The sequence below is a fragment of the Aphanothece sacrum FPU1 genome, from assembly GCF_003864295.1.
GTDB lineage: Bacteria > Cyanobacteriota > Cyanobacteriia > Cyanobacteriales > Microcystaceae > Aphanothece_B > Aphanothece_B sacrum.
The window spans coordinates 66,426-87,131 of sequence record NZ_BDQK01000016.1 but is presented as its reverse complement, the minus strand read 5'-3'; the positions used below and the strand labels follow the sequence as shown (position 1 = coordinate 87,131).

21 protein-coding genes and 1 pseudogene are annotated in these 20,706 nt (G+C 38.6%); 10 read left to right on the top strand and 12 right to left on the bottom strand.

Translation table 11 applies throughout. The features are described from left to right. Positions 1-87: 87 nt before the first annotated feature. Positions 88-741 (top strand): hypothetical protein, encoded by a 654-nt coding sequence (locus AsFPU1_RS18465; protein ID WP_124978640.1) that lies wholly within the window; start codon positions 88-90, stop codon positions 739-741. Between the two features lie 35 nt (positions 742-776). Here the strand turns inward: AsFPU1_RS18465 and AsFPU1_RS18460 are convergent, their stop codons facing one another. Further along, complete coding sequence (locus tag AsFPU1_RS18460) at positions 777-1,385, bottom strand: Uma2 family endonuclease (protein WP_124978641.1); 609 nt, start codon at positions 1,383-1,385, stop codon at positions 777-779. A gap of 24 nt (positions 1,386-1,409) precedes the next feature. Beyond that, the gene (locus AsFPU1_RS18455) at positions 1,410-2,000 is read right to left on the bottom strand and encodes a Uma2 family endonuclease (RefSeq protein WP_124978642.1); all 591 of its coding nucleotides are present in this window, start codon (positions 1,998-2,000) and stop codon (positions 1,410-1,412) included. A gap of 75 nt (positions 2,001-2,075) precedes the next feature. Here AsFPU1_RS18455 and AsFPU1_RS18450 point away from each other — a divergent pair, with 75 nt between their 5' ends. Together AsFPU1_RS18450 and AsFPU1_RS18445 are read left to right on the top strand one after the other, a co-directional pair. Next, positions 2,076-2,381 (top strand): colicin D domain-containing protein, encoded by a 306-nt coding sequence (locus AsFPU1_RS18450; protein ID WP_124978643.1) that lies wholly within the window; start codon positions 2,076-2,078, stop codon positions 2,379-2,381. Position 2,382: 1 nt separating this feature from the next. Further along, positions 2,383-2,682, top strand: a complete 300-nt coding sequence (locus AsFPU1_RS18445) for a colicin immunity domain-containing protein (protein WP_124978644.1) — start codon at positions 2,383-2,385, stop codon at positions 2,680-2,682. Positions 2,683-2,832: 150 nt separating this feature from the next. On the opposite strand, the gene AsFPU1_RS18435 is transcribed toward AsFPU1_RS18445, so the two are convergent. Then, a complete protein-coding gene (locus AsFPU1_RS18435; protein ID WP_124978645.1) occupies positions 2,833-3,321 on the bottom strand; it encodes a GNAT family N-acetyltransferase in 489 nt (162 codons plus the stop codon). A gap of 102 nt (positions 3,322-3,423) precedes the next feature. Here AsFPU1_RS18435 and AsFPU1_RS18430 point away from each other — a divergent pair, with 102 nt between their 5' ends. Both AsFPU1_RS18430 and ftsH2 read left to right on the top strand, forming a co-directional pair. After that, positions 3,424-3,843: a hypothetical protein gene (locus AsFPU1_RS18430; RefSeq protein ID WP_124978646.1), complete on the top strand. Its 420-nt coding sequence runs from the start codon at positions 3,424-3,426 to the stop codon at positions 3,841-3,843. Between the two features lie 239 nt (positions 3,844-4,082). After that, entirely contained in the window at positions 4,083-5,969 is a 1,887-nt protein-coding gene (ftsH2, locus tag AsFPU1_RS18425) for an ATP-dependent zinc metalloprotease FtsH2 (RefSeq protein ID WP_124978647.1), read from the top strand. 93 nt (positions 5,970-6,062) lie between these two features. Here the strand turns inward: ftsH2 and AsFPU1_RS18420 are convergent, their stop codons facing one another. The 5 genes from AsFPU1_RS18420 to AsFPU1_RS18395 all read right to left on the bottom strand — a co-directional run bounded on the left by AsFPU1_RS18420 (position 6,063) and on the right by AsFPU1_RS18395 (position 12,798). Continuing rightward, positions 6,063-6,917: a CPBP family intramembrane glutamic endopeptidase gene (locus AsFPU1_RS18420; RefSeq protein ID WP_172957599.1), complete on the bottom strand. Its 855-nt coding sequence runs from the start codon at positions 6,915-6,917 to the stop codon at positions 6,063-6,065. A 63-nt stretch (positions 6,918-6,980) separates the two neighbouring features. Then, a complete protein-coding gene (gene clpS / locus AsFPU1_RS18415) occupies positions 6,981-7,274 on the bottom strand; it encodes an ATP-dependent Clp protease adapter ClpS (RefSeq protein ID WP_124978648.1) in 294 nt (97 codons plus the stop codon). Between the two features lie 514 nt (positions 7,275-7,788). Next, a complete protein-coding gene (locus AsFPU1_RS18405; RefSeq protein WP_124969650.1) occupies positions 7,789-8,934 on the bottom strand; it encodes an IS4 family transposase in 1,146 nt (381 codons plus the stop codon). A 247-nt stretch (positions 8,935-9,181) separates the two neighbouring features. Next, a complete protein-coding gene (cphA, locus tag AsFPU1_RS18400; RefSeq protein ID WP_124978649.1) occupies positions 9,182-11,815 on the bottom strand; it encodes a cyanophycin synthetase in 2,634 nt (877 codons plus the stop codon). A 113-nt stretch (positions 11,816-11,928) separates the two neighbouring features. Continuing rightward, the gene (locus tag AsFPU1_RS18395; RefSeq protein WP_124978650.1) at positions 11,929-12,798 is read right to left on the bottom strand and encodes a cyanophycinase; all 870 of its coding nucleotides are present in this window, start codon (positions 12,796-12,798) and stop codon (positions 11,929-11,931) included. Between the two features lie 465 nt (positions 12,799-13,263). Between AsFPU1_RS18395 and trmD the strand changes: the two genes are divergently transcribed. Both trmD and rdgB read left to right on the top strand, forming a co-directional pair. After that, on the top strand, positions 13,264-13,971 hold the full coding sequence (gene trmD, locus AsFPU1_RS18390) for a tRNA (guanosine(37)-N1)-methyltransferase TrmD (protein WP_124978651.1): 708 nt from the start codon (positions 13,264-13,266) through the stop codon (positions 13,969-13,971). A 149-nt stretch (positions 13,972-14,120) separates the two neighbouring features. After that, the gene (gene rdgB / locus AsFPU1_RS18385; protein ID WP_124978652.1) at positions 14,121-14,696 is read left to right on the top strand and encodes an RdgB/HAM1 family non-canonical purine NTP pyrophosphatase; all 576 of its coding nucleotides are present in this window, start codon (positions 14,121-14,123) and stop codon (positions 14,694-14,696) included. A gap of 31 nt (positions 14,697-14,727) precedes the next feature. Here rdgB and AsFPU1_RS18380 read toward each other — a convergent pair whose 3' ends face one another. Together AsFPU1_RS18380 and AsFPU1_RS18375 are read right to left on the bottom strand one after the other, a co-directional pair. After that, on the bottom strand, positions 14,728-15,066 hold the full coding sequence (locus tag AsFPU1_RS18380) for a P-II family nitrogen regulator (RefSeq protein ID WP_124978653.1): 339 nt from the start codon (positions 15,064-15,066) through the stop codon (positions 14,728-14,730). Positions 15,067-15,418: 352 nt separating this feature from the next. Continuing rightward, entirely contained in the window at positions 15,419-15,817 is a 399-nt protein-coding gene (locus AsFPU1_RS18375) for an acyl-CoA thioesterase (protein ID WP_124978673.1), read from the bottom strand. A 40-nt stretch (positions 15,818-15,857) separates the two neighbouring features. Here AsFPU1_RS18375 and AsFPU1_RS18370 point away from each other — a divergent pair, with 40 nt between their 5' ends. Then, positions 15,858-17,201 (top strand): helix-hairpin-helix domain-containing protein, encoded by a 1,344-nt coding sequence (locus tag AsFPU1_RS18370; RefSeq protein ID WP_124978654.1) that lies wholly within the window; start codon positions 15,858-15,860, stop codon positions 17,199-17,201. Positions 17,202-17,226: 25 nt separating this feature from the next. Further along, positions 17,227-18,342 (top strand): AI-2E family transporter, encoded by a 1,116-nt coding sequence (locus AsFPU1_RS18365; protein WP_124978655.1) that lies wholly within the window; start codon positions 17,227-17,229, stop codon positions 18,340-18,342. Positions 18,343-18,424: 82 nt separating this feature from the next. Here AsFPU1_RS18365 and AsFPU1_RS18360 read toward each other — a convergent pair whose 3' ends face one another. Together AsFPU1_RS18360 and AsFPU1_RS18355 are read right to left on the bottom strand one after the other, a co-directional pair. Then, a complete protein-coding gene (locus AsFPU1_RS18360; RefSeq protein WP_124978656.1) occupies positions 18,425-18,826 on the bottom strand; it encodes a hypothetical protein in 402 nt (133 codons plus the stop codon). 365 nt (positions 18,827-19,191) lie between these two features. Then, positions 19,192-20,517 (bottom strand): RNA-guided endonuclease InsQ/TnpB family protein, encoded by a 1,326-nt coding sequence (locus AsFPU1_RS18355; protein ID WP_124978657.1) that lies wholly within the window; start codon positions 20,515-20,517, stop codon positions 19,192-19,194. A 45-nt stretch (positions 20,518-20,562) separates the two neighbouring features. Here AsFPU1_RS18355 and AsFPU1_RS18350 point away from each other — a divergent pair. Then, positions 20,563-20,655: pseudogene (locus tag AsFPU1_RS18350) on the top strand (IS200/IS605 family transposase); the annotation flags it as partial. Positions 20,656-20,706: the final 51 nt, after the last annotated feature.

Genomic DNA, 20,706 nt, shown 5'->3' with positions numbered 1-20,706 from the left:
ATTATAACAAGTAAATTTTAGTGAACATGATATTATTACTTAAAGTCTTAAATCTTGGCTTCGATAGTAGTAAGTAAGGTCAAATTAATGGAAATTCTCACCTCAGAAATACTAGGCGCGAGTAAGTTTGATCAAGCTGTTCTTAAGATCGGTTTGATTAATATTTGTAACCAAGAAAGTTATATTGGTCAAGAAATGAAACAACTTTATAACGCTTGGAAAGACGAAACGGACGAAGCTATTAATAATCCTTGGTTAGACTTACATCAGTTTATTATTTATGTGCCGCATCCTGAGCAACAATATGAAGGTGTTACCTTAGAAGAAGGATTAAGCCTTGGTTATAATATTGAAGTAGAACCCGTTAAAGATAGAAATGATGTGCCATATAATATCCCTGATGGCGGACATTTTGTGGTAATTCTCAAACAAACTACTCCTGATGCTGACTTTAGAATAGCCGCTACAGGTATTTTTATTCGTCCCTTAGCTTTACTTAGTTTAGATGTGGTGATTGATCCTGATGAAGGAAAATATCAACATCAGTTAATTAAACATCCTATCATTAGAGATTATCCTCAAGGTTGGGAACAAAAACTGAGTCAATTTATTAATCGAGAAATTAGATCTGAAGATCTTCCTTATGTTATTGGATTCGTTGATCAAGCAGAAAATACTGATTATCGTTCTCCCTCTTGGTCAGAAGTTTACTTATCTGGTCAAGGATTTGCCGGATTTTAAGTAAAATTTGATAGTTAAGGGTAATTGAGATGCTTTTACCCTGAAAAATTAATACGACGATAGATTTCATTTAGAGGAATTTCTACCGTTAAACTGTGCAGAACAATTACTCCCTCAATATTAGAGTAAACTTGCCATTGCCAGTGATCATTACTGTTACGATCAAGGTTGTAATACTGCTCAATGTAGGGTTCAGTTTGACTGACGAGCAAATATTCACAAAAGCTGGTAAGAGAGCGATATTTTCTGAACTTTTCGCCTCGATCATAGCCTTCAGTAGAGGGGGATAAAACTTCGATAATAAGTAAAGGATTAAGAATTTCATCCTTGCGATCGCTATTAAACTCTGGTTGACCATTAACAACCATTAAATCAGTATAAGTACCACACTGATATTCCTCAATCCAAACCCGTAAGTCGCTATTATACAAACGAAAATCCGTGTCTCTGAGCAAAAAGCCTAAATAAATTAATAAGTTGCTCGCGATCGCACTGTGAGATTCTGAACCTCCCGACATAGTAATAATCTCTCCGTTGCGATATTCATGGCGTTCTGGGTTGGTTTCTTCCATTGCGCGATACTCGTCCAACGTAAGGCGAGTTTTTCTGACATCTGGGGGACTTGTTTGAGCAAAGACTACCATCAAACCTCCTAAGTAACCTTATTGTCACTCCGTTACCTGTAACACCTGGGCTGCGGTTAGGGGTGATCTTTGTGTCAACTCTGACAACATTAGAGAAGTTATAGCCCCATCCCCCTCAACAATAGCTTCTTCATATAAACCTTCTACTAAGCTTAACACCGTGATCCGTTGTTCTATGGGGTCAACAATCCAATATTCAGCAATGCCTCGCGCCTGATATTGCGATCGCTTGTAACGATAATCCCTATCTATATTTTTCTTGCCTGGTGATACTACTTCTACTATTAACTGAGGGGGAGGCATATCTATCGTTACCGTTGAACGAGTTGCCGATTGTAACGCGATCGCTAATTCTTCAGTTAGTACCATCAAATCTGGTAAACGTACTGTTGTTTTTGTACCACTGACCACTATTTCTGTACCAATTCTTAAGCGATAAAAAGGAATTCCATGTTGAGCAAAATACACTAACAAAAACGAGGCTATACGAAGATTACGGTCACTTTCAGGCGGCATAATTAATAATTCCCCATCTTCTAGTTCATAGCGGGTATCCGTATCATCGTCATAGTTAAAATAGTCTTCTAGGGACATTCTTTGAGTTGCAATTACCATAGTCGTAGGTTTTGTGAGTGGGTTATTATAGGTGATCTATAGTCTACTCATGCTAAAAAAGTGGCAATTTAGATAATGGTTCGCTTTGATTCACGTCAGATTCAAGCTAAATTTAAACACGCAGGAGACTTTGATATTATAGGAAACTTCAACTTAATAAATGCTACTAAATTTAAAGCGGCTTTACAAGCACATATTGATGAACCTACAACCCAAAAAATTCTTGGCACTTATAGAGGAGTTACCGTCATTCATAAATTTAATCCCAATACCAAGATAAACGTCATACTAGATCTTCAAGATAATTTTATCAGTGGACGGAAACTCAACCCCGATCAAATAGCATTACTTATGACTAAACAATCCCTTGGAGGTGGATAAAATGGACATCGAAAACTATCAATCTATGATTCAAGCTTTTGTTGATGGGAGGCTGCCAATTCAAGAATTTGAAACCCAATATTTAGCTGCTTTTAAATCTCAATCAACAGGAATGAATCCTGAATTATTTCAATTGCTTGATAGTCTGTTCTCAGATGTGGATGCTTATTCACCTGATTGTCTTCCTGAAGAAGAAACTCCTTTTATTATTTCAGCATTATCTCTTTATAAACAAGCTGCGATAACCCTAGAAAAACTCAACCAGATTTTAGTTAAACAAACTCAACAGATTGTCAAATAAAGTTCATTAGTCATTACTAATTACTAAACACGGTCTGACTTTCGCTACATAACCGAGATCAACTAGCCAAACTTCACCACGCTCAGGACTACTCATACACAGTTTCCTGCTCATCCTATATATTGCTGACAGCATAACACAGGCTTAACTCTAAGATTTGGTTCTTTCTGTCCTCTTTAAAGCCTTCCAAAATACAACCTTATCTGCCCCCTCAGCATAAAATTCACGAATCCGTGCTTCCTCCACATAACCATTCTTTTTATAAAATTCTCTTACTTGTGCAAAGTCTTCAGTACCTACCGTCTCTACCAGCAGAATACGCCCACCCCTTGCTAGTAATGAATCTTCGACCTGTTTTAACAATGATGTACCCCTTCCCTCCTTCTGACATGAAGGATGAATAGCAATGAATTGAAGATTCCAAGTTCCTTCGGTCATACGTTCTGGCTCACAATATGCCACCCCAACCAGTCCATTATCGTCGTCTGTAAGCCAAAACGGTTGATTATCACCACTGTTTAGAAACGAGGCAACCAACATGGCGCGAAGCTCGTCTAACTGGTCAGGAGAAAAAAGACTGATTGCATCGGCAAGTTCCATCAGCGCATCAGTATCATCTGGAGTTACAGGGCGTATCATAATTTGGGTGATTAAGATTATTTCGTTAGAATGAGGTTAAACCATAAGGTTGAAAAATTACTCACTAACTAGCTCTATTGTAAAGTTTAATCGAGAGGAAATATGACAACTGATCCTAATCTTTCTCAAAATGATGAAACTAAAACAGTTAATCTTGAAGTTGTTTCTACTTTAACTAAAGAACCTGCTCAAGATCTAGCTAAAGAAACCTTAGCACTCATTGACACCATTAGAACAAAAGCCATATCAGAAGCCAAAGAAGCCGGAGACTTCGCCCGTGATAATTATCTAACCGCCGTGCGTAGAATCCGCGAAGACATTGAAACTCGTAAACTCTTTAATCCTGAACGTATTGATGAAGCCGTTAAACAACTTCAAAAAGAGGTAGAAAAAGATTGGGAGGGAATTGTTAAGGAAATGACCACCTTTGGCGATCGCCTTAATGAAGCCGCGAAAACCGCTTGGGAGATTTTAACTGCCCCTCGTAACGGGGGAGATAATGACCCTAAAAACCCCTTATAATCAGCCATTCAGCCTAATATATTTTTCCAGATTTTTCAGTAAATTCCCCTAGAGGTAGTGTTAATTTTCGACTCACTGCCTCTTTTTTGTTGTCAGTAATCTGAGAATTACGTTAAATTTAATTAAGTTACCTCTGCTATTGAGGGCAAATTGACAATATTTGTGTTAGTCACCTTGACAAAAGTAGCAAATTGTATTAAGCAAATCCATTTTTGATTAACTAAGAGAAAAATTAACCGATGAAAATTTCTTGGAAAACCCTATTACTCTGGACATTGCCGATTTTAGTCGTTGGTTTCTTCCTGTGGCAAGGAACATTTTCCCCTGCGGCAAGTAATCTAGGCAGTAATACGGCTAATACTCGTATGACCTATGGACGCTTTTTAGAATATCTCGATGCTGGACGTATTATGAGCGTCGATCTCTATGAAGGAGGACGCACCGCCATTGTTCAAGCAGTCGATCCCGAATTAGAAGACAGAGTTCAACGGTCACGGGTCGATTTACCCTTAAACGCCCCTGAGTTAATCGCTAAATTACGTTCATCTAATGTACAATTAGAATCTCATCCCATTCGTAATGAAGGGGCATTATGGGGCTTTTTAGGCAATCTTCTATTCCCTGTTCTCCTCATTGGGGCTTTATTCTTCCTGTTCCGTCGTTCTAGTAACTTACCGGGTGGCCCTGGTCAAGCTATGAGTTTTGGTAAATCTCGGGCCCGCTTTCAAATGGAAGCCAAAACAGGCATCATGTTTGATGATGTAGCAGGTATTGACGAAGCTAAAGAAGAATTACAAGAAGTTGTCACCTTCCTTAAACAACCCGAACGTTTTACGGCTGTTGGTGCCAGAATTCCTAAAGGGGTCTTATTAGTTGGCCCTCCCGGAACCGGTAAAACTCTCTTAGCTAAAGCGATCGCAGGTGAAGCTGGTGTACCTTTCTTCAGTATTTCCGGTTCTGAATTTGTGGAAATGTTCGTCGGTGTGGGTGCTTCGCGTGTACGAGATTTATTTAAGAAAGCCAAGGAAAATGCCCCTTGTTTAATCTTTATCGATGAAATCGACGCTGTAGGTCGTCAACGGGGTGCAGGTATTGGGGGTGGTAACGATGAACGGGAACAAACTCTCAACCAATTATTAACGGAAATGGACGGATTTGAAGGCAATACGGGGATTATTATTATCGCCGCTACTAACCGTCCTGATGTGTTAGATTCTGCGTTGATGCGTCCGGGCCGTTTTGACCGTCAGGTGATTGTAGATGCTCCTGATTTCAAAGGACGGATTGAAATCTTAGAAGTTCACGCCCGCAACAAAAAATTAGCCCCCGATGTTTCTATTGATGCGGTGGCGCGTCGGACTCCTGGGTTTAGTGGTGCAGATTTAGCCAATTTACTCAATGAAGCAGCAATTTTGACCGCCCGTCGTCGTAAAGAAGCCATTACCTTATTGGAGATTGACGATGCAGTGGATCGAGTCGTCGCTGGTATGGAAGGTACACCCTTAGTTGATAGTAAGAGTAAGCGTTTGATTGCTTATCATGAGGTAGGTCATGCTATTGTAGGAACCTTAGTTAAAGATCATGATCCAGTACAAAAAGTAACTTTAATTCCTCGTGGACAGGCCCAAGGATTAACCTGGTTTACCCCTAACGAAGAACAAGGGTTGACCACTAAAGCGCAACTCTTGGCACGTATTGCTGGTGCTTTAGGGGGTCGTGCGGCTGAAGAAGAAGTATTTGGTTATGATGAGGTAACAACAGGTGCTGGAGGCGATTTACAGCAAGTTGCTGAGATGGCCCGTCAAATGGTGACTCGTTTCGGAATGAGTGATTTAGGCCCTTTATCTTTAGAAAGTTCTTCTGGGGAAGTATTTCTAGGGGGTGGATTAATGAATCGTGTTGAATATTCCGAACAGGTTGCTATGAAGATTGATGATCAAATCAGAATTTTAGCTGAACATGGTCATAAATTAGCCCGACAAATTATTCGAGATAATCGTGAAGTAATTGATCGTTTAGTGGAATTATTGATTGAAAAAGAAACCATTGATGGTCAAGAATTCAGACAAATTGTGGCTGAATATACTGTTGTTCCTGAAAAAGAACAGTTTGTTCCTCAACTGTAATTTAAGTCAGAAAATAAAATATAAGGCGCGAGCGATCGCGTCTTTTTTTGTGATCTTATTTCTCGAATTAATATATAGGAAAGTAACAGATCGTTAAAAATCAGAAGGATCGGTTTTATAATAAATTGATGACGACTTTCTTTTCATCAAAAGTCCTAAAATTACTAAAAATAATAACCCCATAACTCCGGCAATTGGATTATTATCAATTCCAGTTATCCAAGAGGGTACAATTTCTGTATAATTGATCAATTTACCCACATTTAAAATGTAATAACCCCAGACTAAACCCCCGTGTAAACCGATACAAATGCCTAATCTATTACCATGTCCCCACTTTGACCAAATTAAAGTTAAACCTAATAAAACTAAGGCAGGAAATTGAGGAAAAGTTCTAATAACTTCTTCAATAGGCTTTAAAAAGTGTAAGGTAGCAAAAGTAATAGCATTAGCAAAAAGTGCGATTTTAGGTGAATAATCTCGTTTTAATTCTGTTAATAACCAACCCCTAAAAAATAATTCTTCAGCTAAACCAATTCCTAATGCACTTAATAACCCTTGAAAAATAACCAGGATCAAACTGTTTGAAGGTTGGGAAAATTTAACCCATCCAAACATTGATTCTACAATAAACAAACTCAAGGTAAATAATAAACCGATACTCAAACCATTAATTAATTCAATACCATTTTTCCTCGTAAAAACTAATCCATAAACTCGCCACCAATGAGAGATATTATAAACATTTTTATTCCAAATAAATAACAAGCCAACAAACTCAAGATATAAAACCCCCATAGTCACAATAGTAGTTAAATTAGGGTCATTTTTGAGTAATAAATACAAAGGAATGGCTAAGGGAAGCCATAATAATAATAGACAAAAGATAAAAATTCCCAGCTTCAAAGGTGCTGGGTAATTCTCAATCGTAGTAAAATTAACTTTCAAGGGTTCAAACTGTAAGTAATGGTAACTCAATAATTATAATTGTCCCTATTACCCGTATGAAGATTATTCATCCGGTTCAAGGCTACTGGTTAACCCATGATTTTTTAGAGTTTCACAATAAAATTCTGCGGGTTCTAAGGCACAAGTAATAACCAAAGCAGTCCCATTAGTGTGAGCTTCCATCATGATATCAACCGCTTGAGGTTGAGTCATCCCGGCAACGGTTTGTATGAGGGTTTGAACCACATGCTCCATTGAGTTAAAGTCATCATTATGAAGCAATACCCGATATCTAGGGGCTGGTTTACGAATAGTTTCATTAGAAGCGGAACGCTTTTCAATTACTTCAGTGGTCACAAATTTCCTCCTTTCGTTAAAGCACTTTCGCAAAGTTTCCCAAGAAAGGGAATCTATACATCAACTATTATGATATCAAAGTTTAAAAAATTACCTTAAAGTGATATTCTGCTAACCTGAGTGCCACGTAAAAAAAAGAAATCAAAATGTGGAAAACCCTTAATAATTCATCCCTTCTACGCTTTCTGTTGCTGTTTAGCTGTAGTTAGGCCACTGTGGTCTTGATTAATTACTTTTACAGCACGATTGCTCTGTTTACCGCCGCCGGAATCTTTGCTGCTCTGTTAAACTATCCGGTAGTCTGGTTATCCCGTTATTTGCCCAGAGGACTGGCGATCGCCATCACTTTTATTGGAGCGGTATCTGTACTAATTGGAGCCATTACCCTGCTAAGCTGTCACGCATCTAAATTGGTAGTTGAGATTGCAAGGGAGCGCCGGAGCAAGGGAGCGCCGGAGAAAGATTTGAACTTTTGTACCAAAACCCTCTATAACTGGCGTGGGGACATAAAAATCTATAAGCTAGACTTAATCAGGGATATAGCCCGTCGTCCTCGTCGATAATAGGCGCGTTTTTCGGGGCTTAATTGCATTAATGCCTGGGCTTCAACGGTAAATAAATCACAAGAGTCAACCCAATCTTTTCCATGAAGACCGATATAAAAGTTACTGTGTCTCCGTCGCATTTTCTTGTTTTTTCTGACTCTCCCCACATATTTTGCCAATCCTTTCTCTTTAATAATTTTTCCAGAAAATGTTGCCATTGAATAAGCTAGAGTAATCAATATAATTAAGGAAGTAAGGCGATGTCCTGTTAATTTCGTTCTTTCTAAATCATAACCACCTTTCTTAAAATCCCGAAACATTTCCTCAATACAAAATCTCTTTTTATAAGCGTCAATCGTCTCATCAATACTGGTTAAATTTGTGATAATAAACCAAGCTTCTTTTGTCTCTATTCCTCTATACTTCTTTTTCCATTTCGCCACTATATTACTGCCTATAAATCCTTTTGTTTTCGTAACTTTAACTCCTTGATAAAATAAAGACATTCCTGAAGATAATCCTAAATCTTTTAGTCGCGTCCACATTTCCTTTTCTACTTCAATATAGTTGCTTTTCTTCAATCTGAGTGCATAATAAACTCTTTTTTGTCCATGTAACCATTTTGCTAGTTCAACTGAGCAGAATTCTCTATCCCCTAAGACAACTATTTTATATTCTTTTAGAAAGAGTAATATTCGGGCTAATATACTTTTCTGTGTGTCAAAGTTACTATTACCGATGTGATCTAGCAACTCAAAATATAAGGGAATTCCTCTATTATCAATTACCAGACTTACCATCAAAATATTAATCAACCCCCATTGGGTTCTATCTATGGCAATATGTAAGACATCTCCTGTACTAAATGATTGCTTTAACCACTGTTTTATGATAGGTATCCATACTCCTTCAATTGTCAAACAAGGAATCTCGAAAAACCGTTTTAACTTTTTTCTCTTACTTTCAAATAAAATGGGACTGGGAAAATAACTAGCTAACTCATAAAACCTAATTTTCCTATATACTTGCACTAATTCTATCATGATTAACAGTATTAAATATTCCGATTTTTTCAGATACTTTGTTAAATGGTTGTTATAAATTTCTGGTAACATTTTGGGTTTAGACGGCGATCGCTAAAAAAAGAACATTTTCTTTTTACCATGTTTTGCTCTTTTCGTCATCTGGTAAGGCTTTCAGGGTTTCATGTCCCCACGCCAGGGTGCGTTAATGCAATGTAACGCACCTTTTTAATACTAATTATTTGTGCGTTACGCTCCGCTAACACAAGCTACGCAGAGCGATCGCCGAAGGCATTGCGGAGCCGATCACAGTAAAACATCCTTACTTCACCTCCAAGATTTACAGACTGTCATCCGCCAGAGGATTACGCTTTTTAATCACCGAAATCGCTCCAGTAACGCTTTCAGGGAAAATCACTACTAATCCCCCCTGACTAACCTTATCTAAACCAGTTTCTAGGGCTTCTGTTTCATTTAAAATGATTTCGTAGGGTATGTTAGAATTTTCTCGAACAATCCCCTTAATAATCAGATCTGCTACCTCGCCGTTATCCCTTCCTCGTTTATCCTCATCTTCTTTAACAATAATACGATCAAACACTTGGGCCGCAATTTTTCCCAGCAGTATTAAATCCTCATCTCGGCGATCGCCAGGGCCTCCCACAACCCCTAACCGTTCTCCTTTCCAGTTCTTAACAAAACCGCCCACCGCTTCGTATCCGGCCGGATTATGAGCATAATCAACTAAAGCGTGATAACTGCCCAAATTAAACAAATTCATCCGCCCAGGAGTCTGACTGACCGACGCTTTAAAGGTTCTCACCCCTTGACGAATTTTTTCAATGTCTACCCCTTGAGCAAAGGTAGCTAAACAAGCCGCCAAAGCATTAGCAATCATAAAGGGAGCCATGCCTCCCATAGTCATGGGAACATTAGTCGCTTCTTCAATCCGTAGAGTCCATTGACCCTCTAAAATGGAGAGATAGCCATTTTCATAGACGGCAGCCAATCCACCACGACGGAGATGATTTTCAATAATAGGGTTATCGGGACTCATGGAAAAGTAAGCCACTTTCGCCTTGACTCGTTCTGCCATGGCCGAAACTAAGGGATCATCGGCATTTAAGACCACATAACCATCAGGACTAACTACCTCAGCTAATACCCCCTTAACCTTGGCCATCTGCTCAATGGTATCAATATCCCCCAAACCTAAATGGTCGGCTGCCACATTCAAAATAATGCCCACATCACAGACATCAAAAGCGATACCGGAGCGAAGTATTCCCCCTCTAGCTGTCTCTAACACTGCCACTTCCACTGTGGGATCTTTGAGAATAACATGGGCGCTATGAGGCCCTGTATTATCCCCTTTTTCAACCAAATATTCCCCAATATAAATGCCATCGGTGGTGGTATAACCGACGATTTTGCCCGTTTGACGATAGATATGAGCCGTTAGACGGGTGGTAGTGGTTTTTCCATTAGTTCCGGTCACACCCACAATAGGAATACGAGTAGGACTGTCTGGGGGAAATAACATATCCATCACCGGGGCGGCCACATTGCGAGATAATCCCTGACTAGGGGCCACGTGCATCCTAAACCCTGGAGCAGCATTTACTTCCACAATAACCCCATTAACTTCTCGTAATGGTTTGCTAATATCAGGTGTTACCACATCGATTCCGGCGATATCTAAGCCAATCACCTTGGCCACCCGTTCTGCAATCCAGAGGTTTTCCGGGTGAATCTCGTCAGTACGATCAATAGCACTGCCTCCCGTACTTAAATTAGCGGTTGCTCGCAAATAGGCAATCTCTCCTTTGTTGAGAATGGTATTGAGACGATAACCTTGACGTTCGAGTACCCCTAAAGAGAGTTTATCTACCGTAATCTTCGTCAGAACCTTATCATGGCCTTCCCCTCGATTGGGGTCTTTATTAGTAATCTCAATTAATTCTTCAACGGTATGTTTCCCGTCTCCAATCACATGGGCCGGAGTTCGTTCAGCCACCGCCACTAATTTCCCGTTTACCACTAATAAACGGTGATCATTTCCTTGATAATAACGTTCAATGATCACACTACGGGTTTTTGACTCTTTAGCGGCTAAATCATAGGCTTCTTCGGCTTCTTCCCAATTGCTAATATTAATGGTGATACCTCGTCCATGATTCCCGTCTAAGGGTTTAATGACGATGGGATAACCTCCCACATCGGCGATCGCGTTTTCTAAATCTTCAAAAAATTGGATAGTGGTACCTTGGGGAACAGGGATTCCTGAGTCTTGGAGAATAGTTTTAGTCCCTTCCTTATCACAAGCGAGTTCTACCCCTAAAATGCCTGACATTTGACTTAAGGTAGCTTGAATGCGTTTTTGATGCACTCCATATCCAAGTTGTACCATTGCTCTGGCACTTAGTACCATCCAAGGGATTTGACGGGCTTCTGCTTCTGTAACCAGGGTTTCTGTACTGGGGCCCAGGGACGCATTGGCCCGTAGATCTCTTAAATCGGTTAAATCTTGTTCTAAGTCTTCTTGAGGATAGGTTCCCGTATCTACGATTGATTGACAAAGACGAACAGCGGCCCGTCCTGCGTAACGCCCTGCTTGTTCATCTACATATTCAAAGACGACGTTGTAAGTCCCTGGGGTATCAGTTTCCCTAGTGCGACCAAATCCCACGGGCATTCCCGTTAATTCTTGTAATTCTAGGGCCACGTGTTCGATGATATGGCCCATATAAGTGCCTTCTTTGACTCGTTGTAAGAAGCCACCCCGATATCCTGGAGCGCAAAAATGTTCAACCAAGCTTGGTAATACCTTGATCAAACCATCATAAAATCCGGGTATATCGTTGGAGGGCTTCTGTGCGAGTTCTTCCAAGTCAAGGCGCATTACGATGAGTTTTTTGCGCCGTATACTCCAGTAGTTGGGGCCGCGTAGAGTCAGGGTTCGTATAATTTTCATGGTTGCCGTTTTTCAGATCCACACTGGGAAGCACAAAGAAGCCGTTTATTCTCAATTGTCTAGTCTTTTAGGACTAACTGACTGTTCATAATGAACAGTTTATCTTTCTTAAGTTAAGTTGATTCGATGGGAACACTTACTTTAGCAATAGATTGGTGTTGATGAAGATGATAACCGTCCCCGTGGGATAACACATGAAGTCGCAGGTTATGTAGACTTAGGGGATCATTCGCTCCAACTTCACTTTGATTGGTATAAGTCATTTCCCGTCCATCTACAATGGTAACGGTTCCTCGTCCCACCACACGAATGATGCCATCTCGTTCAAACATGGCACAGGTATCTTCGTCTATACCGATACCAAGACGTTCAGGATGACTTGATAAGGCACTTAATAACCTGGCCATGCGGTTACGATTATGAAAATGCTGATCTACAATCATTTCAGGAATTATCCCTAGTCCCATGGCCATATCTACTAGGGCCCGATTAGGAGATTCCCCACTGCTACCTCCTGCTATCATATGATGTCCCATGACGGCTGCTCCAGCACTGGTTCCTGCTAAACTAATTTCTCCGAGTTGGACTCGTTGACGAATTCGTTCCATTAGGGGAGTATCAGCTAATAAACCGCATAATCTGAGTTGATCTCCCCCTGTCAGGAAGACTCCGGTACATTCTTCGATATATTGTTGGAAGAAAGGTTCTTCTCCTTGGGCGCGATCGCGTATGTCTAGGACTTTGACATATTTGGCTCCCATTTCTTCAAAAATCTGCTGATACCGTTCTCCAATGAGAACGGGTTCTCTAGAGGCTGAGGGAATAATGGCAATGGTAGATTCGGTTCCCCCTGATCGGAACCAAAATGTTTGTAGAATTTCTCGGCCGTGTACTTTATCTTCGGCACCGCCGATGACTAAAATAGCAGTTGTTGTCGATTGGAACATGGGGCTTTCGTGGGATTGAGTCTCTAGATGCAACATGATATCGTTTTTAAGCAAAAAGAAAAATTCAGATTGTCAGGTTAACGTAATAATCTTTTTGATAATGTTAATATAAGCTGACTTTAAATCCTTTTACCTTCTCTTGTTTGCCCCTTTAGCCTTCAGCTAAGCCTTATTTGGCTCATTTTTCTTGCTGATTTTTCTTGGCTTTCCCAAGTGAAGTTTTTGTTAGTCCCAGTTTGTCTGTTGAGTCGTGGCAACTTGCTTAGATGTTTGACTTTGACAACTTATCCGAATTGCTTTCGGTCTCTGGGATAGTCCAGTTTTCTACTGGTCTAAACCTAAAGTCTTAATAATTATTACATATTGACACTGCTACATAAAAATGTTTTAGCGGCATTTTAGTCTTTGTTTGTGTTTGCTGTTCTTTCGTCTATTTTAAGCTATAATATTATCCTAAACCTAAAATTTAGATTATATTTCCTGACAGTTTGAGTCATTCCTGTGCAAATTGACGTTATCACTCTTTTTCCTGATTTTTTCGCTTCACCTCTTGAGTCTGGACTTTTAGGAAAGGCAATCGCTAAGGAAATCGCTAAGGTTAATTTAGTCAATCCTCGACAGTTTGCTCTCGATAAACACCATCGGGTTGATGATATACCTTATGGAGGTGGGGTAGGAATGGTTCTTAAACCAGACCCCATTTTTGCGGCTGTTGAATCTTTGAGTGTTCTTCCCAAAAGGGAAGTTATTCTGCTTACGCCTCAAGGTTGTCCTCTCAATCAATCTATTTTACAGGAATTAGCCACACAAAAGCAGCAATTAGTCTTGATTTGTGGACATTATGAAGGAGTTGATGAGCGTATTCGTTATTTGGCGGATCGGGAGATTTCTTTGGGGGATTTTGTGTTAACTTGTGGGGAAATTCCGGCTTTAGCTTTAATTAACGGAGTGATTCGCTTGTTACCTGGAACGGTGGGTAAAGAGGAGTCTCTTAAGGCGGAAAGTTTTCAGGAAGGTTTACTTGATTATCCCCAATATACTCGACCTGCGGTTTTTCGGGATTGGGAAGTTCCAGAAATATTGCGTTCAGGTAATCATCAAGCGATCGCTAAATGGCGACTAGAAGAACAAAAAAAACGTACTCAAAAACGTCGTCCTGATTTATGGGAAAAGTTGTATAGTAGCAAAAAACCCTCTGGCGGCCAATAGACTTAACCCCCAGAGGTATCCAGCGATTCTTGGTGACAAGAGCATTCTCCGCAAGGGGCGAAGAACGTCTATTCTTGAAAAGAAGTCAATCGAGAGTCAATAGTTCCGAGCTTTTTTGCTTAATCAATACTAACAAGTCAAAAAAAACGATGAAACAATTAATTGTTGCTACCAGTAATCCTGGTAAATTAGAAGAAATAGCCGAGTATTTAACGGTATTAGATTGGGAATTAGAATTAAAGCCAAAAGAATTAGATATTGAAGAAACAGGCACAACTTTTCAGGAAAATGCCGCTTTAAAAGCCTCTCAAGTAGCTAAATCCTTAGGAAAGTGGGCCATTGGGGATGATTCAGGGTTAGCAGTAGATGCACTAAATGGCGCACCTGGTATATATTCAGCGCGATATGGTCAGACAGATGAACAAAGAATTGAACGATTATTAAAAGAATTAGGCAATAATCAGAATCGACAAGCTCAATTTATTTGTGCCATTGCGATCGCGTCTCCTGATGGTTCAATTGTCTGGGAAACAGAAGGTATTTGTCGGGGGGAAATTTTAGCGGAACCGAGAGGAAAAGGGGGATTTGGCTATGATCCGCTCTTTTTTGTTCCCCAATATCAACAAACCTTTGCCGAAATGAACCCAGAGATTAAACGGGAAGTGAGTCATCGGGGGCAAGCATTTGCCCTGTTATTGCCTCAATTACGAGGAAGTGAAGTATAATAGGGGCCAATGGTTATCCGCCCCTACGAAGTTAAATGGCTTCGAGATCGCTTTCTCCGGTACGAATACGGATAGTTTGATCCACAGGAGAAACAAAGATTTTCCCGTCACCAATTTCACCAGTTCGAGCAGAGGCGATCAGTTTTTCGATGACCATCTCGACTTGACTATCTTCAACAACTATTTCTAGTTTTAGCTTTTGCAAAAATTCAACGGTGTATTCTGACCCCCGATAACGTTCTTTTTGTCCTTTTTGACGACCAAACCCCCGTACCTCTGAAACTGTCATCCCAACAATTCCCGCGTTGACAAGAGCAATTTTAACTTGGTCTAATTTAAAGGGTCGGATAATTGCTTCTACCTTTTTCAAGTGACTTACTCCTCATGAAATATAGCTATTCTTGAAGTCTCCATGCTTTGAAAAGCATAGATTCTAATCGTCAAACCTCGGCGTAATAAATTGACGCGAAGATCCATTGATAGCTTACTCGATTTGCTACTTTTTGTCTAGGTATTACAGCTTATCCAAGGAGAAAAAATAAGTAGATTTGAGCCGATTTTTCCCTTCTGTTTTTATCCCTAAAAGCTAGTTTTGGCAAGCTAAGCTGTTAAGCATATAAATTGCTAGTTGAGATTGCAGGGGAGCGCCGGAGCAAAGGGAGCACCGGAGAAGGAGTTTAATCTTTTGTACTAAACAACCAAATACCCTGTTTAAATGCGTCTTAGCTTAACCACTTAACCATTGACTCCGATAGAGGGACTCTTTGACGGCTAGTTGGGTTAATACAAACGTGCCGAGTTTTAGCTTGGGCTATAGATTTATCATCAGAGGATGAGAGTAAAATTTTATAACTAATCTCAAATTCTGTCTGATTTAATTGTACCGCAGTTAGGTCAATTTTGAGGCGATCGCCAGACCAAAGAGGTTGAAAAAAAGTAATTTCTGCGTGAACGATGGGAATGACCATCTGAGGGTCACGAAAAAAGGTTTTTAGGTCAATTTCTGCCGTTTCTAGGGAGGATTCGTAAGCTTCATGACAAATAGACAACAGGGAGGCAAAATAAACGACTCCTGCGGCATCAGTGTCTGATAGACGAATGGTTCTATAATAAGTCAAAATAACCGTCAATTTTCTTTAGGGTATCATTAATTCAAAGACAATGGTTAAAATTATTAGTTCCAAATCTTTAGGGTTTCAATCTGTTTACGATATTGGAGTCGAAACAGATCATAATTTTTTGTTAGTAAATGGTTTAGTTGCTTCTAATTGTTTCAATAAATCTCACTCGACAGCTTATGCTTATGTCACATATCAAACCGCCTATTTAAAAGCTAATTATCCAGTGGAATATATGACGGCTTTATTGACGGCAAGTAGTGATAATCAAGATAAAGTCGAAAAATATCGAGAAAATTGTCAAAAAATGGGTATTGATGTCCAACCTCCGGATATTAATCATTCTCAAAAAGATTTTACCCCTATTGGTAATAAGATTTTGTTTGGTTTATCGGCGGTGAGAAATTTAGGAGAAGGGGCGATTGAAAATATTTTAAAAGCGAGAGAGGAGGCCAAAGGAAAATTTAGTTCTTTAGCTAATTTTTGTTCTCTTGTTGATTTGCGAGTGGTTAATCGACGGGCTTTAGAAACTTTAATTTATTGTGGAGGATTTGATAAAATTAATTCTAACCGACAACAATTAATTAAGAATTTAGATCTAGTTATTCCTTGGAGTCAAAAACGAGCAAAAGAGAAAGAAAGTGGGCAAATGAATATTTTTGATATTGGTCTAAATAATGATAACCAAAATAGTGAGTTTGATCAAGCTCCAAGTGCGCCATCAACTGAGGATTTTTCTTTACCAGAAAAACTAAAATTGGAGAAAGAACATCTAGGATTTTATGTTTCTGAACATCCTTTAAAAGCTATGCAAAAATCTGCTCAAATTTTATCCCCTGTTAATTTGAGTACCTTAGAAGAGCAAAAAAATAAACAAAAAATTAGTGCTGTTGTTATGATTACTATGATTAAACATCATACAACTAAAAAGGGAGATCCTATGGCTTTTTTAACTTTAGAAGATGCTTCTGGTCAATCAGAAGGCGTAGTTTTTCCTGAAACTTATCAACGCATCAAAGATTTACTTAGAGAAGATATTTACCTAATTATTTGGGGTAAAATTGACATGAAAGATGAAAAAGTACAAATTCTTATTGACGATGCAGAAATGATAGACAATATTAAAATGGTGATGATTAATTTAACACTTGAACAAGCAACAAATAGAGTTTCTCAAAATAGTTTAAAAGGGATTATTCAGGAACAATCAGGGGATAAAAGTAAGGCGAAAACCCCTATAATCGCTATTATTGGTAAGGGTAAACAACGACAATTTGTACGCTTAGGTCTAAACTATTGGGTACAAAATGAGACTACAACAGTAGATGCTCTTAATCATGCTGGATTTGATGCTTATCAGCTTCCTTTAATGTCTGGTTTATCTTAGATGTCAAAAATAGGTCAATTAATTTATGAATTCTTTATTTTCTCGTTCTCAAAAAATTTTAATTACTTGGTTACTGATTTTAGTGACGGGTTGGTTAACGGTAAAAACTCTTAGTTATATTGGAGGATTAATTAGTTTAATTCTAAGTGCTTCTTTAATTGCTTTTTTACTTAATTATGCTGTCTTAGCGTTAAAACCTTTATTCCCTCGTCCTTTGGGGGCAGTTATCGTCTATTTAGGAGCAATTTTTCTCATTGGTTTCTTAGCCATAACTTTGTTACCTCCTGTGGTTAATCAAGGTAGTCAATTAATTATTCGTTTACCAGATTTACTGGAAGAAGGACAAGGACAATTAATAGATTTTCAAGCCTGGAGTAAGGCACGAAATTTACCGATTGATGTTCAATTTTTGACTTCACAACTATTAGCTAAAATTGAAGAGCAAACAAAGGCTATTGCTTCTACGGGTTTCGGATTAGTCGTTGGTACAGTTAATTGGTTTGTTGATTTAATTGTTCTCTTGGTTATTTCTTTTTATATGTTATTAGATGGAGAAAGAATTTGGAGAGGAGTAACGAGTTTTTTCTCTCCTCAAATTCGAGATGTTTTAACCCGTACTTTAGAGAAAAATTTACAACGGTTTGTTACAGGACAATTATTATTAGGTTTGTTTATGGCTACTACCCTAACAATTGCTTTTAGTCTCTTAAAAATTCCTTTCTTTTTACTATTTGCTGTCTTTATTGGGGCTATGGAAATTATACCTTTTATTGGAGCAACTTTAGGCATTGGAACTGTGACAATTATTTTAGCTTTTATTGATTGGTGGTTAGCGATTCAAGTGTTAGGATTAGCCATCGGAATTCAACAAATTAAAGATAATTTAGTTGCCCCTAGAATCATGGGTAATTTAACGGGACTTCCCCCAGTTGTGATTTTTATTGCCCTTTTACTTGGGGCTAAAATTGGAGGACTTTTAGGGGTAATTTTAGCTATTCCTGTAACGGGTGTTATGAAAGGATTAACAGAAGTTTTAGGTGATCCTACTTTACCACCACAAACAGGTTCTCTTTTTCATAATCCTTTTTCTCAAATTAATAATCATGAGATTAATTCAACTTTTGATAGTGAATCACAATAAAAAGTCAGGGTAATACTAAACAGGTAAACAATATGGTTCTATGGGACTTACTGGTAGTTGCTATAATTTTGCTGAAGTAATGTTAGGAACAATCTAAACAAAGAAAATCTAAGGTCTGAGACTCATTTTCTAAGAGATTTATTAAAAATTTATCTCCTTGAGATTGAGCAACTTTGAGTCGATGTTCTAGGCTATGGTAAATATTTTGAAAATGAGTTTTAGTCAGATCATTAACAGCTACTTTTTCTGAATTATTTACCGGAACGGAACACATTTCTGCTGGTGCTATATATTCCATTTTAGGGATACTTTCTGTTATTTTCATCGCAGAAAAATCATAAGCAATGTTTTGCTCTTGACGAGATAATCTAGGTTGTGCTTGGCGCATATGTCTAGGATAATGATGGGGTAAATTTTGCCCCTGATATCGTTCTAATGCTTTTGTTCCGTTATCATAATTAAAACCGTAGTCTAATGATTGCATGGTGATATTCCCTAGATTAAAGTTGGTCAGTAAGCTAAAAAAAATTGCGGTAATGATTCCTGGACTAAAAAGTAGTTTCAAAGTCTCAAAATTATGTAAAAATCACATTTTTTAACTTTGTATATAATGAACCCCTCATTTATTTCCTGATCCCTGTGATATAAGATGAGGGGTTGATAGTCGTAACTGATCCCACAAAATAATACTGTTAATTTGCGGTTTCCCCTCATTGCCCAACTGTGTTAGTTCGGTTAAGCAGGACAAAAATCCAGAATGCTAAAAAGCATTTCTGTATCTATTGTTACACTTTTGTTGAGCAATTGTCATCACTTCATAAAAATTTAACTGTTTTGACACTCTGCGCGCTAAAGCGACGCAGATTCTGGCACAGCCTTAGACCAAAATCTAATTCTGATGGGCATTGTCAAGATGCCTCTAATAACTCTACTCAAATCTAATTTAAGCATTGCCTTTACTTTTCTTAGAATATTTGCGCTACCGTTACAATCGGCGTTGACTAACCAATTATCAGCACTACGATACAAACCGCGCTTAATTCGTTTTCCTGAAGACTGCCACCCGTCGGGTTTTTCACCATATTTAGGTAGCTCATCGTTGTCTAAAAAAGAAGCTTTTGAGGTATAACTTTCTTCCGTCTCAACAAACTTAATACCATATTGTTCGCAAAGTTGAGCAATTCTTTCTTTAAGTTTAGCTGTGGGAATTTGTACAAACTTTTGATTATTTTTTGTTCCCATATTTGACTCGTTTTTCTGACCTTGATTCCAGCCAAAAACAATAGTGCCGATGCCATTAATAAGACAATGATTGATTACTATTCTTGCTGCTTTATTAACGGCATCTCTCATTTGCCGATTACGTTTTTCGGTAACATGAGCTAAAGTTCTTGACCAAAATCCTTTTGGTTTCCCTTGTTTTAATGTCGCTACTTGTTTGTTATACCATTGGTTAATCGATTTAAGATGTTTTCCATCAATAATAAAGCTGGTTTCGACGTTAGAAACACAAGTTAACCAATTATTTAATCCGTGATCTATCCCTAGCACCGCCAGTTCCTCTTGGGGGAAACCCCCAAGACCGGACTGGCTCACCTTAGTTGCGTCAACGGGTTGTATTTGTCGGTATTCAAGTATTTGTTTATAAACAAATTCTGCATAAAGACAACCATTTCTAGGAACTATTCTGACTTCTTTGATTGACTCCCATTTTAAATTGATAGGAAAAGGAAGAAGGAATTCCGTCAGTTTAAACCATACTTTGACTTGATTTCCTAGTGGAAACCTTACGTTACCGTCTATTAACTTTAACCATTTTTTAGGATAGGTAACAGTAAATAATCCTCCACTTTTACGGTACTTGGGTGCATTAGGTTTTTGATTTAACTCTCCTTTAAGAGATTTTTTTAACAGTTGCTTAAAAGATTTAAAAGATTCACCGACATTTAAACAAGTCTGCTGCATTGATGAAGCATATCCAGCCCTAAAGTGAGGATTAGATTTCATTTCTTTCGTTAAATCAAATCCAGTAACAATCTTCCCCGTCTTAAACCAGATTTGACGGGCATAATAAACAGAACAGTTATATAAACTATTTGACTCACGACATAGATATTCAATAATTGCTTTTGTATCTTTGTCTGTTTTAATTAAAACTTGCTGGCATCCAAACATTTTGATTTACTAAGCGTTAATGGGATAATATTTATGTTAACGTATTGGACAAAAAGCTATTTTTATGACACTTCTGGTAAAGTTAGTACAGCAAAGGTAATGGCTTATATTAATGACCCACATCATGACAGACACTGAGACGGCGGATAAATCCGCTCGCGTCGCTTTTCCGCCCCGTGTTGAAACGAC

Coding starts and splice junctions, on each gene's coding strand:
- AsFPU1_RS18465 (WP_124978640.1), top strand. CDS start 88: ATGGAAATTCTCACCTCAGAAATACTAGGCGCGAGTAAGTTTGATCAA.
- AsFPU1_RS18460 (WP_124978641.1), bottom strand. CDS start 1,385: ATGGTAGTCTTTGCTCAAACAAGTCCCCCAGATGTCAGAAAAACTCGC.
- AsFPU1_RS18455 (WP_124978642.1), bottom strand. CDS start 2,000: ATGGTAATTGCAACTCAAAGAATGTCCCTAGAAGACTATTTTAACTAT.
- AsFPU1_RS18450 (WP_124978643.1), top strand. CDS start 2,076: ATGGTTCGCTTTGATTCACGTCAGATTCAAGCTAAATTTAAACACGCA.
- AsFPU1_RS18445 (WP_124978644.1), top strand. CDS start 2,383: ATGGACATCGAAAACTATCAATCTATGATTCAAGCTTTTGTTGATGGG.
- AsFPU1_RS18435 (WP_124978645.1), bottom strand. CDS start 3,321: ATGATACGCCCTGTAACTCCAGATGATACTGATGCGCTGATGGAACTT.
- AsFPU1_RS18430 (WP_124978646.1), top strand. CDS start 3,424: ATGACAACTGATCCTAATCTTTCTCAAAATGATGAAACTAAAACAGTT.
- ftsH2 (WP_124978647.1), top strand. CDS start 4,083: ATGAAAATTTCTTGGAAAACCCTATTACTCTGGACATTGCCGATTTTA.
- AsFPU1_RS18405 (WP_124969650.1), bottom strand. CDS start 8,934: ATGTTACCAGAAATTTATAACAACCATTTAACAAAGTATCTGAAAAAA.
- cphA (WP_124978649.1), bottom strand. CDS start 11,815: ATGAAAATTATACGAACCCTGACTCTACGCGGCCCCAACTACTGGAGT.
- AsFPU1_RS18395 (WP_124978650.1), bottom strand. CDS start 12,798: ATGTTGCATCTAGAGACTCAATCCCACGAAAGCCCCATGTTCCAATCG.
- rdgB (WP_124978652.1), top strand. CDS start 14,121: ATGAAACAATTAATTGTTGCTACCAGTAATCCTGGTAAATTAGAAGAA.
- AsFPU1_RS18370 (WP_124978654.1), top strand. CDS start 15,858: ATGGTTAAAATTATTAGTTCCAAATCTTTAGGGTTTCAATCTGTTTAC.
- AsFPU1_RS18365 (WP_124978655.1), top strand. CDS start 17,227: ATGAATTCTTTATTTTCTCGTTCTCAAAAAATTTTAATTACTTGGTTA.
- AsFPU1_RS18360 (WP_124978656.1), bottom strand. CDS start 18,826: ATGCAATCATTAGACTACGGTTTTAATTATGATAACGGAACAAAAGCA.
- AsFPU1_RS18355 (WP_124978657.1), bottom strand. CDS start 20,517: ATGTTTGGATGCCAGCAAGTTTTAATTAAAACAGACAAAGATACAAAA.